General features: G+C 68.1%; 11 protein-coding genes and 1 pseudogene. 6 read left to right on the forward strand and 6 right to left on the reverse strand.

Annotated features, from left to right (window positions below):
• Positions 1–143: 143 nt before the first annotated feature.
• A complete protein-coding gene (locus ACQFZP_RS11405; RefSeq protein ID WP_211891368.1) occupies positions 144–1,205 on the reverse strand; it encodes an aldo/keto reductase in 1,062 nt (353 codons plus the stop codon).
• 77 nt (positions 1,206–1,282) lie between these two features.
• Complete coding sequence (locus ACQFZP_RS11410; RefSeq protein WP_211891369.1) at positions 1,283–2,737, reverse strand: MFS transporter; 1,455 nt, start codon at positions 2,735–2,737, stop codon at positions 1,283–1,285.
• Between the two features lie 173 nt (positions 2,738–2,910).
• Here ACQFZP_RS11410 and ACQFZP_RS11415 point away from each other — a divergent pair, with 173 nt between their 5' ends.
• Positions 2,911–3,774 (forward strand): hypothetical protein, encoded by an 864-nt coding sequence (locus ACQFZP_RS11415; protein WP_211891370.1) that lies wholly within the window; start codon positions 2,911–2,913, stop codon positions 3,772–3,774.
• A gap of 130 nt (positions 3,775–3,904) precedes the next feature.
• On the opposite strand, the pseudogene ACQFZP_RS11420 reads toward ACQFZP_RS11415, so the two are convergent.
• Positions 3,905–5,236, reverse strand: a pseudogene (locus tag ACQFZP_RS11420) (ABC transporter substrate-binding protein); the annotation flags it as partial.
• A gap of 12 nt (positions 5,237–5,248) precedes the next feature.
• The gene (locus tag ACQFZP_RS11425) at positions 5,249–5,530 is read right to left on the reverse strand and encodes a hypothetical protein (protein WP_211891371.1); all 282 of its coding nucleotides are present in this window, start codon (positions 5,528–5,530) and stop codon (positions 5,249–5,251) included.
• Positions 5,531–5,893: 363 nt separating this feature from the next.
• Here ACQFZP_RS11425 and dnaK point away from each other — a divergent pair, with 363 nt between their 5' ends.
• The 5 genes from dnaK to ACQFZP_RS11450 all read left to right on the forward strand — a co-directional run bounded on the left by dnaK (position 5,894) and on the right by ACQFZP_RS11450 (position 10,677).
• Positions 5,894–7,759: a molecular chaperone DnaK gene (gene dnaK, locus ACQFZP_RS11430; RefSeq protein ID WP_104313183.1), complete on the forward strand. Its 1,866-nt coding sequence runs from the start codon at positions 5,894–5,896 to the stop codon at positions 7,757–7,759.
• 2 nt (positions 7,760–7,761) lie between these two features.
• Complete coding sequence (locus tag ACQFZP_RS11435; protein ID WP_211891372.1) at positions 7,762–8,472, forward strand: nucleotide exchange factor GrpE; 711 nt, start codon at positions 7,762–7,764, stop codon at positions 8,470–8,472.
• Between the two features lie 114 nt (positions 8,473–8,586).
• On the forward strand, positions 8,587–9,597 hold the full coding sequence (locus ACQFZP_RS11440) for a DnaJ C-terminal domain-containing protein (protein ID WP_104254235.1): 1,011 nt from the start codon (positions 8,587–8,589) through the stop codon (positions 9,595–9,597).
• An 8-nt stretch (positions 9,598–9,605) separates the two neighbouring features.
• Complete coding sequence (locus tag ACQFZP_RS11445) at positions 9,606–10,118, forward strand: heat shock protein transcriptional repressor HspR (RefSeq protein ID WP_211891373.1); 513 nt, start codon at positions 9,606–9,608, stop codon at positions 10,116–10,118.
• A gap of 19 nt (positions 10,119–10,137) precedes the next feature.
• Positions 10,138–10,677 (forward strand): hypothetical protein, encoded by a 540-nt coding sequence (locus tag ACQFZP_RS11450; RefSeq protein ID WP_211891374.1) that lies wholly within the window; start codon positions 10,138–10,140, stop codon positions 10,675–10,677.
• 181 nt (positions 10,678–10,858) lie between these two features.
• On the opposite strand, the gene ACQFZP_RS11455 is transcribed toward ACQFZP_RS11450, so the two are convergent.
• Positions 10,859–11,629, reverse strand: a complete 771-nt coding sequence (locus ACQFZP_RS11455; RefSeq protein ID WP_104313175.1) for an SDR family NAD(P)-dependent oxidoreductase — start codon at positions 11,627–11,629, stop codon at positions 10,859–10,861.
• 114 nt (positions 11,630–11,743) lie between these two features.
• Complete coding sequence (locus ACQFZP_RS11460; RefSeq protein WP_181027060.1) at positions 11,744–12,487, reverse strand: FadR/GntR family transcriptional regulator; 744 nt, start codon at positions 12,485–12,487, stop codon at positions 11,744–11,746.
• Positions 12,488–12,587: the final 100 nt, after the last annotated feature.

A 12,587-nucleotide genomic window follows, 5' to 3' on the forward strand; every position in this document is an offset into this window, starting at 1 on the left:
GTGGTGCCTCCAGACTGTGGCGGCCGAAGATGCGGCCGGAACGTCAAGAGGCTTGGGACTATGACTGGGAGGGTCTTCCATGAGGGGAGATTCTAGTTGCACTTCGTTTGCCTGCAACTCGGAAAGCTGGGGATAAGCCCGGATCAGGATGCCGCGAGCGCCGCCTCTTCGCGGCCCTGGGACGTCCAGGCGGGATCTGCCGAGCGGTTCCCGACGACGCGCTCGGCGATCGAGTCGAGTCGGAGCAGCTGCTCGCCGGCCAGGTCGAGGCCGATGGCCCGCAGGTTCTCGTCGATGCGCTCGGGGCTGCGGGTTCCCGGGATCGGGGAGACCCGTACCCCGAACTCCGCCGACTTCGCGGAGACCCAGGCGAGGGCCACCTCGGCGACGGAGACATGGCGGTCGTGCTGCTCGGTGAGCTGCTGCGCGACGGCCGCGACCTCGCCGGCGAGGGCGCGGTTCGCTGGCAGGTTCTCTGCGAAGAAGCGGGGGAAGTTGGCGCGCACGTTGGGCTTCTCAGCGGTGAGTTCGGCCCACGAGTCGGTGAGCAGGCCGCGGCTGACGGGGGAGTAGGGCACGAAGCCGGCGCCGACCTCGCGGATGGCGGGGATGACGTGGTGCTCGAGATCACGGCTGAAGATGCTGTACTCGCTCTGGACGGCGGCGATGGGGTGCACGGCGGCGGCGCGGATGATCTCGGCCCCCGTCGGCTCGCTCAGGCCGATGTGCCGCACCTTGCCCTCGGCGACGAGCTCGGCGACGAAGCCGACCGTGTCCTCGATGGGCACGTTGGGGTCGACGCGGTGCTGGTAGTAGAGGTCGATGTAGTCGGTGCCGAGGCGCTTGAGGGAGAGCTCGACCTGCTCGCGGACGTGCTCGCGGTCGCCGCGCACACCCCGCTTGCCAACCCCGTCGCCCTTCGTGATGCCGAACTTCGTGGCGAGCTGGATGCGCTCGCGCTGCCCCGGGAAGATCTTCGCGATGGTGCGCTCGCTGCGGCCGTCGCCGTAGATGTTGGCCGTGTCGATGAACGTGATGCCCGCATCCACCGCGTGCCGAAGCGTGCGCAGCGCCTGCTCGTCGTCGATGGGACCGTACGCGTCGCTGAGGCTCATGGCGCCGTACCCCTGCACGGTCGTCACGAGGCCATCGCCGAGGAGGGTCGTGGGGAGCTGCGCTGCGGTGCCGTTCGTCTCGTGCGTCATGGCATCAAGTGTCGTCCGCACCACCGACATTCCGCCAGCGAGCCCGGCCTTGGGGGTAACAGTTGCAGAGCGGGCCGCTACGCGCTCGCCTGCTTCACCTTGCTCGGCACGGGCAGCATCATGAGGAATCCCACGGCGAGGACGATGCCGATGCCGATGATGCCCATCTTCGGGTTGCCGGAGAGGAACACGAAGAGGCTGAACAGGGCGGGGGTGATGAAGCTCGCGACCCGGTTCGTGGTGGCGTAGAGGCCGAACAGCTCGCCCTCGCGGCCGGGAGGGGTCGCGCGGGACAGGTAGGAGCGGCTCGCGGCCTGCGCAGGACCCACGAAGAGGCAGAGTGCGAGGCCGAAGATCCAGAACACCGTCTTCTCGGACGGGAGGAAGAGGAGCACGACCGAGAACGCCGTGAGCGAGACGAGCGACGCCATGATCACGAGCTTCGGGCCGAAGCGGTCGTCGAACCAGCCAGCGGCGAGCGTGCCGAGGCCGGCGACGAGGTTCGCGGCGACCGCGAAGTAGATGACCTCGCTGGGCGCGAAGCCGTACACCTGTGCCGCGAGGATCGCGCCGAACGCGAAGATCGCCTGCAGCCCGTCGCGGAACACGGCGCTCGCGGCGAGGAAGAGGAGGAGCTTCGGGTCGCTCTTCGCGAGCTTCCCGATGACGCGGAACAGCACGCCATACGACGCGAAGAAGCTCACCTTTCGGCGGGTCTCGTCCTTCGGGATCTCGGGCACCTTGAACATGACGGGCAACGCGAAGACCACGTACCAGACAGCGGCGAGCACGATCGCGAAGCGGATGTCGAGCGCGCCCCCATCCGCCCCGCTCGGCACCCCGAGGACGCCGTTCCGGCCTTCCGCGCCGAACGACTGGATGAACAGCACGAGCAGCAGCACCAGCAGCACGATGCTGCCCAGGTAGCCGAGGCCCCAGCCGATGCCCGAGATGCGGCCCACGTTCTTGGGCGTCGACACCTGCGACAGCATCGCGTTGTAGTTGACGCCGCTCAGCTCGGCGAAGATCGTGCCGACTGCGAGCAGCAGCGCGCCCCAGAACAGGTACTCCTCGCCGGGCTGGATGAAGAACATGGACAGCATGATGAGCACGGTGATGCCGGTGAAGATGCCCAGCCACAGCTTTCGCCTCCCCGACCCGTCGGAGCGTTGCCCGAGCACGGGTGCGATGAGGGCGACGAGCAGGCCCGCGACCGTGCTCAGGTTGGCGATGACGTTCGTGGATGCGGCCTGAGCGGCCAGATACTGCGGGTCGAGCGGGTTCGCCTCGCCCAGCGCCGCGACCTGCGGGTCGATGAAGAGATCGCTCGCGAGGTACGTGGCGAAGACGAAGGTGACGACGACGGCCTGGAAGGCGGAGTTGCCGACGTCCCACAGCGCCCAGGCGGTCGCGCGCTTCTTCAGCTCCTTCGGCGTGACGGCGGCGCCGCCGTCGACGGTCTCGACCCGCCCGCTCGGAGTCGGGTCGCTGGGGGAGGGTGCGCCTTCGTCGGCGCGGCCGGGGTGTGCCATGCGCGGATTCTATGCGCGTGAGGCGGCGCGGAGGGGAACGGCCCTGCGCGAGGTCCTGGCCGATTGAGTTCGCTCGCCGTTCGTCTGCCGTGAACCGCACTGTGACCTGCGCGTGGCACCCTGGCCCGGAAAGCGGTCGGAGCGTGCGCGCGGCTGCGGACGGGAGGCAGCACATGCGACTCAGGACTCGGGTGTGGCTCGCCGCCCTCGTGATCGCGCTCTTCGGCGTCCTGCTCGGCGCCGCGACGCTCTTCAGCTGGATGGTCAACGAGACCCGCTTCGACCGTCCGAGTGCGGAGTTCGATGCCCTCGTCGAGCAGGTCGAGGCGATCCCGGGCGTGACCGAGGTATCGGGACAACGGTGGGTTGAAGCGCCGATCTTCGTCGACCCCATCTCGCGGATCGAGCTCGACGTCGAGCAGGAGCACCTACCCGCCCTGCTCGACGAGCTCTGCGCGTCGGCGCATCCCGAGGGTGTCGGCTGGTCGCTCGAGGTGCCCGCCGCCGCGGGCGGCGTGATGTCGCTGCACAGCCAGACCGACTCCTCTGGGCGAGCGCTGTCAGGAGGCACCTGCCCTGACTTCGGCTTCGACGCCGTGTCGCTCGTCGACGAGCTCGACGAGATCGCGCCCGGCATGGCCGTGCAGCCGGCGATCTGGGAGAACGGGCGCTTCGCCCTCGTCTCCATCGAGGAGACCAGGGACGGCTACCTCCACCTGCTGCCGCTCGTCCAGAACGTCGGGGCGCTGCTTGCCGCCGCGGGCTTGGACCCCGACGGGGAGGTCGAGATCAACTCCACGACGCTCGGTGCCACGATCCTGCCCGGGCAGCAGGAGCCCTACCTCGCGCTGCTCACCGACCTCGCCGAAGATCACGAGGTCGAGGCCTTCTGGGCAGACGGCGGGAGCGCGCCGATGGGTGGCCGAGGCCACGTGAACGTCACCGCGCCCGCCGCCCAGCACGCCGCGATCGAGAGCAGGATCGGCGCATCCGGCCTGCACATCGCGGACTTCCCGGTGACGTTCCACGAGCCGTGAGGCGGACAGCCGCCAAACTTCGGTGACAACTGCGGCCGAACGCGCTCGAGACGGACGGAAGAGGCCGAATAGTCACCGAAGTTTGACGCGGACGGATGTGCTTTCCCGCTTCGGGCCACCGACGCGCGGCCTACTGCCCGAGCCAGGTGTCGTAGAAGTACGGGCGGCCGACGGCGTTGGTCTCGATGCCGGACACGTTCGGGCTCGTGACGAACACCTGGTAGTTGTCGACGATCGGCACCGTGTAGGCCTCATCGATGACCGTCTCCTGCAGCTCGGCGAGGTTGGCGGCGCGCTCCTCGCTGCCGTTCGCAGTCTCCGAGACGCCGAGCAGCTGCTCCTCGAGCTCGCCGTTCTCCAGCTGGAACTGGTTCGTGTAGTCCTGACCCCAGTACTGGCGCAGCGTCGTCGCGTCGAGGAACGAGTTGGCGACCGGGAAGATGGACGTGCCGCCCGCGGCGAAGATGTCGGTGTACGTGCTCGCATCCGACTGGCGAATCTCGAGCTCGATGCCGATGGCCTTGAGCTGCTGCTTGGCGAGTTCGAGGATCTGGCCAGACCCGTTGACGAACGGGGAGGTGTACGCGGGGATCGTGAGTCGCGTGCCGCCCTTGACCCGGTAGCCGTCACCGTCCGTCTCGGTCCACCCCGATTCGTCGAGCAGCGTGTTCGAGAGGTCCTGGTCGAAGGCGAGGTTCTCGCTCAGGTCGACCCAGCCCGGCGTCGCGGCCTGCACCGACGAGGTGGCGGGCTTCCAGTTGGAGTTGTAGACGGTGTCGACGATCTCCTCGCGATTCACGCCGTGCTGGATGGCCTGGCGCACCTTCGCGTCGTCCGTGATCTCTGCGTTGGGGCGCAGCACGAAGTTGATGGGCGTGCCGAGGTACTCGCCGTAGATGACGTTGAAGCCCTCGTCCGTGAGGCGCTGCTCCTCGCTCGGCTGCACGAAGTGCACCGAGTCGACCTGGCCGGCCTCGAGGGCGCCCTGGCGGGCGGAGTCCTCCTCGAGCACGTTGAAGGTGATGGAGTCGAGGTAGGCGGGGCCCTCGTGGGCGAACGCCTCGCTCGCCCAGTTGTAGTCGTCGCGCTTCGTGACGACGATCTCGCGCTCCGGCACCTGCGACTCGAAGACGAAGGGGCCCGTGCCGACGACGTTCTCGAGCTTCGCCTGCTCCTCGAGGGGCAGGTCGATCGTGCTCTCGCCGAGGATGCCTGCGGCGAAGAAGCCGAGGCTCGGGATGAACCCGCGGTTGGGGGAGCTGAGGGTCACGAGCACGGTCGTGTCGTCGACGGCTTCGGCGCTCGCGAACTCGCCGGGCACGATGGGCGAGCGGGTGATGCCCTTGCTCTCGTCGCCGAGGCCCAGCACCTCGAGGTTCTTCGCGACGACGTCTGCGTTGAGCGGCGTGCCGTCCGAGAAGGTCACGTCGTCGCGCAGCTTCAGCGTGTACTGGAGTCCGTCCTCGCTCTCCTCCTACGACTCGGCGAGCCACGGGTGCACCTCGCCGGTGCTGTCGACGTAGACGAGCGTCTCGACGAGCTGCGTCCACACCTGGCTCTTGTGCCAGTTGTTGGACTGCTGCTGCTGCCAGCCGTCGGCGATGGCGGTGACGGCGTGCACGAGGTCACCGCCCTGCCTGGGGGTGTCGGAACCCGCGCTCGCGGTGCTCTGCCCGGTCGCGCATCCGCTGAGCAGGAGGGAGGTGAGGGCGGCGCCGATGACGGCGGCGGAGAAGATGGAGCGGCGTCTGGTCATGACGGTCCTGTCGCGGATGCATGCACGGGTTGGATGCACTGGGAGCCCGGAGGCGGCGCGCTCGGAGTGGCGGGCTGGCGAGAGCGTCGCAGGAAGCTCGGGCGGCGTCCAGGAATCGCGTAACAGTGGGTGCGGGGCGGTCGCTCGGTGACGTTCCGCGCAGAAAAGTTGCCCCACGTGACGGCCACCAGACTTGAGTCGCTCACACTCAACTCTCAGCCACTGAGCTTGACGGTCGGAGCCCGATGAGTAAACTTGAGTGCATACGGCTCAGGTCTGCATCTGTCTCGACGCACACGATCGAGACAGCAACCCGGGCCGACTCAGACTCACACAAGCAGCTCTACAAAAGGAGAACCACACATGTCACGTGCTGTTGGAATCGACCTCGGAACCACGAACTCCTGCGTCGCAGTCCTCGAGGGTGGCGAGCCGAAGGTCATCGCAAACGCCGAGGGCTTCCGCACCACCCCGTCCATCGTCGCCTTCACGAAGGACGGCGACGTGCTCGTCGGCGAGACCGCCAAGCGCCAGGCAGTCACCAACGTCGACCGCACCATCGGCTCCGTCAAGCGCCACATGGGAACCACCTGGACCCAGGGCATCGACGACAAGAAGTACACCGCGCAGGAGATCTCCGCGCGCATCCTCGGCAAGCTCAAGCGCGACGCCGAGCAGTACCTGGGCGACAAGGTGACCGACGCCGTCATCACCGTTCCCGCGTACTTCAACGACGCAGAGCGTCAGGCCACGAAGGAAGCCGGCGAGATCGCCGGCCTCAACGTGCTCCGCATCATCAACGAGCCCACGGCGGCCGCGCTCGCATACGGCCTCGACAAGGGCAAGGAAGACGAGCTCATCCTCGTCTTCGACCTCGGTGGCGGAACGTTCGACGTCTCGCTCCTCGAAGTGGGCAAGGACGACGACTTCTCCACGATCCAGGTGCGCTCCACCGCCGGCGACAACCGCCTCGGTGGCGACGACTGGGACGACCGCCTCGTCAAGTACCTCATCACGGAGTTCAAGTCGCAGACCGGCGTCGACGTCGCGAACGACAAGATCGCACTCCAGCGTCTGAAGGAAGCCGCTGAGCAGGCGAAGAAGGAGCTCTCCAGCTCCACGAGCGCCAGCATCCAGCTGCCCTACCTCTCCCTCACCGAGAACGGCCCCGCGAACCTCGACACGAGCATCACTCGCGCCAAGTTCGAGGACCTCACCAAGGACCTCCTGGAGCGCACCCGCAAGCCGTTCGAAGACGTCATCCGCGAAGCCGGCATCAACGTCGACCAGATCGACCACGTCGTCCTCGTCGGTGGCTCCACCCGCATGCCCGCAGTCGCAGAGCTCGTCAAGAAGCTCAGCGGCAAGGATGCCAACAAGGGTGTCAACCCTGACGAGGTCGTCGCCGTCGGCGCAGCACTCCAGGCTGGCGTGCTGAAGGGCGAGCGCAAGGACGTCCTCCTCATCGACGTCACCCCGCTCTCCCTCGGCATCGAGACCAAGGGTGGCATCATGACCAAGCTCATCGAGCGCAACACGGCCATCCCGACCAAGCGCAGCGAGACCTTCACGACGGCAGACGACAACCAGCCGTCCGTGCAGATCCAGGTCTTCCAGGGCGAGCGTGAGTTCACCCGCGACAACAAGAACCTCGGCACCTTCGAGCTCACCGGCATCGCACCGGCCCCCCGTGGCATGCCGCAGATCGAGGTCACGTTCGACATCGACGCCAACGGCATCGTGCACGTCTCCGCAAAGGACAAGGGCACGGGCAAGGAGCAGTCGATGACGATCACCGGCGGCTCCAGCCTCGGCAAGGAAGACATCGAGCGCATGGTCCGCGAGGCGGAAGAGCACGCGGAAGAGGACAAGAAGCGTCGCGAAGGCGCTGAGCAGCGCAACATCGCCGAGACCACGGTCTACCAGGTCGAGAAGGTGCTCACCGAGAACGACGACAAGCTCCCCGCCGACGTCAAGAACGAGGTCCAGGGCGACGTCGACGCCCTCAAGACGGCTCTCGCAGGCGACGACGACGCGGCAGTGAAGTCGGCGCTCGACAAGCTCAACACCAGCCAGACGAAGCTCGGCGAGGCAATCTACGCCGCAGCCCAGGCTGAGCAGGCAGCGGAAGCCCCCACGGCTGACGCACCCGCCGGAGACCAGGCGGCCGACGATGACATCGTCGACGCCGAGGTCGTGGATGACGAGGACGACAAGGACAACAAGTAGTCATGGCTGAAGAGCGAAACGAGTCAGAAGCACGCGGTCCCGAGAACTCGGGAGAAGCAAACGAGCCGATCATCAACGACAAGCGTCGGATCGACCCGGAGACTGGCGAAGTTCGCGACCTCGGCAAGGCTGCTGGTGCCGAGTCGGCGGAGTCCACCCCGGACGACACCGACCCGGCGACCGGCGAGGCTGCTGAAGCCGCGGCTGAAGGTCTGAGCGTTGAGGACCTCGAGAAGCTCCTCAGCGGGGAAGGCGCGGAAGACGCACCAACCGAGGGCACGCCTGGCGAGAGCGATCTCGCCCAGGAGCGCCTCCAGGACCTGCAGCGCGTCCAGGCGGAGTACGCCAACTACCGCCGCCGCACCGACCGTGAGAAGAGCGAGGCATACGACGCCACCAAGGCTGAAGTGCTCCGCTCCCTCCTCCCGGTGCTCGACGACTTCGACCGTGCCCAGAAGCACGGCGACCTCGTCGAGGACACGCCCATGGCCGTCATCGCCAACAAGCTCCGCACGGCGGTCGAGCGCCTCGGCCTCACCGCCTACGGCGAGGCCGGCGAGGCCTTTGACCCGCAGCGGTACGAGGCGATCGCGCAGCTCCCGAACCCGAGCGTCACCACCGACACCATCGCCGATGTTGTCGAGCGCGGCTACACGGTTGGCGACCGCGTGGTCCGCGTCGCGAAGGCAGCGGTGTTCGTACCCGCTTCGTAAGCACCGCGATCGGCGCACCCGCACCGATCGAACACGGCAGGGGGCACCGCAGACGCGGGCCCCCTCTCGTGTTCATCCAGAAGACATGCTCATTCCTAGGAACAGAAGGACCATATGGCCAGTCAGGATTGGTTTGACAAGGACTTCTACGCGGTGCTCGGCGTATCGAAGGACGTAGACGAAAAAGACCTCAAGAAGCAGTACCGGAAGCTCGCGCGTCAGTACCACCCTGACTCGCACCCGGGCGACACCGCTGCTGAGGCGAAGTTCAAGGAGATCTCCGAGGCCTACTCCGTGATCTCCGACCCAGAGCACCGCGCAGAGTACGACCAGATGCGCGCGATGGGCTCCGGCGCCCGCTTCCAGCAGGGCCCAGGCGGCCCCGGAGGCGCGGGCTTCGAGGACGTGTTCGGCGGGATGTTCAACGGCGGCGGTGCGCGCCGAGGCGCGTCGAATGCGGACTTCGAGGACCTCCTCGGCTCCATGTTCGGCGGAGGCGGCGGCGGATTCGGCGCCGGCAGCTTCGGCGGCGGCGCAGGTCGCCCCGCCGGGTTCCAGACCGGACCGCAGAAGGGCCGCGACCAGAGCGCATCCACGACCCTCGGTTTCATGACCGCCATCAAGGGCGACACCGTGGAGCTGCAGGGGCAGGACGGACGCGTCGTGAAGGTGCGCGTTCCGGCCGGCGTCGAGGACGGGCAGAAGATCCGACTCCGCGGCAAGGGCGGCCAGAGCCCCAACGGCGGCGAAGCGGGAGACCTGATCCTCACGGTGACGGTTCGCCCGGACCCCGTCTTCACCCGCTCGGGCCTCAACCTCGAGGTCACCGTGCCCGTCTCCTTCGCGGAGGCAGTGCTCGGCGCGACCATCGAGGTACCCACGGTCGACGGCGGCACCGTGCGCGTGAAGGTCGCGCCCGGCACCCCGAACGGCAAGACGCTGCGCGTCAAAGGCCGCGGCATCGAGACGAAGAAGGGCAAGGGCGATCTGCTCGTGCACCTGGAGGTCGCGGTCCCGAACCATCTCTCAAGTGCGCAGGAGAAGGCCCTCGCTGACTTCGTCGCCGCATCCGGTGACGAGAGCCCGCGCGAGGATCTCCTCCGCCTCGCCCGCCAAGGCAGGTAGGGGCGCTCATGGCACTCCCCTCCGACCTCGACGAGGACGCCCCGATCTTCGCGATCGCCATGGCCGCCGAGCTCGCGAACATGCACCCGCAGACCCTGCGGCAATACGACCGGATGGGTCTGGTCACGCCGCAGCGTACGGCGGGCCGCGTGCGGCGCTATTCGCTGCGCGACGTGGCGCAGCTGCGGGAGATCGCAGTGCTCTCGAACGAGGGCGTGAGCCTCGAAGGCATCGCGCGCGTGCTCGAGCTGCAGCGTGAGGTGCTCGGGCTGCGGCGGCGCGTGCGGGCGCTCGAGGTGGAGCTCGCCGACGAGCGTCTCACCCGACTGGGCGGCCGGGTCTTCGCGGCTGGCGAGCGCGGCGACGTCGTGCCACTCGCGCACGGGCGCCGCACTGCACGCCGCACCGAGGTTGTCGTCTGGCGGCCGGCTCGCGTGCACGAGGCGGAACGCGAAGCCGAGGAGCGCCCACGCCCCGTGCGCAGGCGTCGCCCCACCGCGAAGAAGCCCGCGAACGACTAGGCACGCCGAGGAACGCGCCGTGAGCATCCGTGCATTCCGGTCCCAGCGGTTCCCGATCACCCACCGGTCACCGGAAGAGGTGTGGCGGGCTGCGACCCCCTTCGGCACGGCCACGCTCGTGTACTCGGCCGACCCCTGGCGCGCGACGGCCTCCGGCGACGGGCTCCCGACCGCCGAGCTCATCGCCGACGAGAAGCACCACCGCGGGGCGGCCTGGGTCGCACCCGAGGGCGCATTCCGGTTCCCGATGCAGCTCGTCGTCGGCGGTATCGCCGGCGAGGTGACGCAGCCGCATGCTCGGCGATTCGACCTTCAGCTCACTCGCCGCTCGCGCACGGTGCGGGCTCGCATCGGCGGCGTCGACGGCACCGAGTGGACGATGCGCGGCGTCGGCCTCTCGAGCGTTCAGGTCTCCCGCAATGGGGCGCCGGTCGTGACAAGCGGGGCGTCGTTCACGTCGCATCGGCTCGAGGCCGGGTGCACGCCTCACGACCTCGCCGTCGCGATCGCGCTCTCGCCGCTGCGCGCGACGCTGTTCGTGCTGACGAGTCTCGCCTGAGGGGCGGCGGGAGGCGCGGGTGCCGCGGGCTGTGCCGCGCCTCGGGAGAGGCGACCCGGTGAGCCGCGAGCACCACAGAGTTGTGGCCCGATGCTGTTCCCGTTCTCGGGAGCAGCACCGGGCCACAACTCTGACTGCGTGAGTCTGCCTTCGCCCGCGCGCGGCGCGGAGGATGCTCTGGTCAGCGGGCGCCGTTGCCGCCGTCGACGCGCCACTGCGCGCCGGTCACGAACGACGCCTCGTCCGAGCCGAGGAACACGACGACGCGCGCGATGTCGAGCGGCTCCGCGTAGCGGCCCATCGGGATCGCCGCCTGGAAGCCTGCCTTCGCGGCCTCGGTGTCGCCGCCGCCGAATCCTTCCTCGAGGCGCCGCACCATCTGCGTGTTCACGCCGGACGGGTGGATGCTGTTGACCCGCACCCCGGTCGCCGCGACCTCGAGCGCGGCCGACTTCGTGAAGCCGACGACGGCGTGCTTCGACGCGACGTAGGCGGAGACGCCCGGCGACCCGTCGAGGCCTGCCTCCGAGGAGGTGTTGATGATGCTGCCGCTGCCGCGCTCGGTCATGACCTTGAGCACGTGCTTCATGCCGAGGAAGACTCCGCGGACGTTGACGGCGAACACCTTCTCGTAGTTGTCGACGCTCGCCTCCGTGAGCGGGCCGACGGCGCCTTCGATGCCGGCGTTGTTGAAGAACACGTCGATGGTGCCGAACGCCTCGACGGTCTCGGCGACGTAGCGCTCGACGTCTGCCTCATTGGTGACGTCCGCAGTGATCGTGATGACGTCCCCGTGTGCCGCGAGGCGCTCGCGCGTGGCCTCGAGCGGCTCGGCGAACAGGTCGACCAGAGCCACGCGGGCCCCCAGCTTGAGGAACTCCTCTGCGGTCGCAGCGCCGATGCCGCCCGCTCCACCGGTGATGAGGACTGAACGTCCGCTGAAATCTGTCATATCGCAACTCCTTTGTCGTCTGGGCCCGCGTGGCTGGCCGCCCGGGGATCCAACGAAGGCTAGGAAGCGCGCATCCATAATCGCTGTGTAGTCACACAGCGACTGGTGCTGCGGTCAGGGTGACGGATGCGACTGGTGCAGGATCCAGGTCTCGCGCACCTCGCCGAGGTGATCCACCATGGCCTTGCTCGCGCCATCGGAGTCGTGGGCTGCGAGACGCGCGACGATCGCCGCATGGGCCCGAGCCACGACGTCGATGCGCCTGGGGTCGAAGGAGAAGGTGGCGATGCGGGTCTGCATGAGTCCCTCTCCGAGGACGTCGTAGAGCGTGACGAAGAAGTCGTTCCCGGTGGCTACGGCGAGCCCGCGGTGGAAGTCGTAGTCGTTGCGCGAGGCGGCGGCGATGTCGTCGGAGAACGAGGGCAGCTGTTCGCAGAGGTCGGCGAGCGCGCTGATGCCGGTGTCGTCGATGCGCTCGGCTGCGAGCCCCGCGACGGAGACCTCGAGCGTCGCGCGCACCTCGTGCAGCTGCAGGTAGGGGACGTCCGGTCCGTTTCGGAGGAACATCTGCAGCATCTGGCCGACGTCGTCGATGCTCGCGCGGGCGACGGTGAGTCCGGAGCCGGGAGTCGCGATCACTATGCTCTTCGCGGTGAGCGCCTGGACTGCCTCTCGGATGACGGTGCGTGAGACGCCGTAGGTCTCGCAGAGCTCGCGTTCGGACGGGAGCTTGTCGCCGGGCTCCAGCCCACGCTCCAGGATGTCGTCCTTGATCGCGTCCGCTACCTGGTCGGAGAGCCGCTTCTGGCGAACGATCCCTGTCTGCGGTGTGCGCTGTGTGCTGGCTGCCTCAGGCATCAGCGCTCCCTTCGTAGGTGTGGTTTCCATTCTGCCGCACCAGAGCTGCGGCCCAACTGGTATGATAGGATGCAATCAGTCAGCTTGTCGCGTGCCATCC

The organism is Pseudoclavibacter sp. Marseille-Q434, from assembly GCF_050315415.1.
GTDB lineage: Bacteria > Actinomycetota > Actinomycetes > Actinomycetales > Microbacteriaceae > Pseudoclavibacter.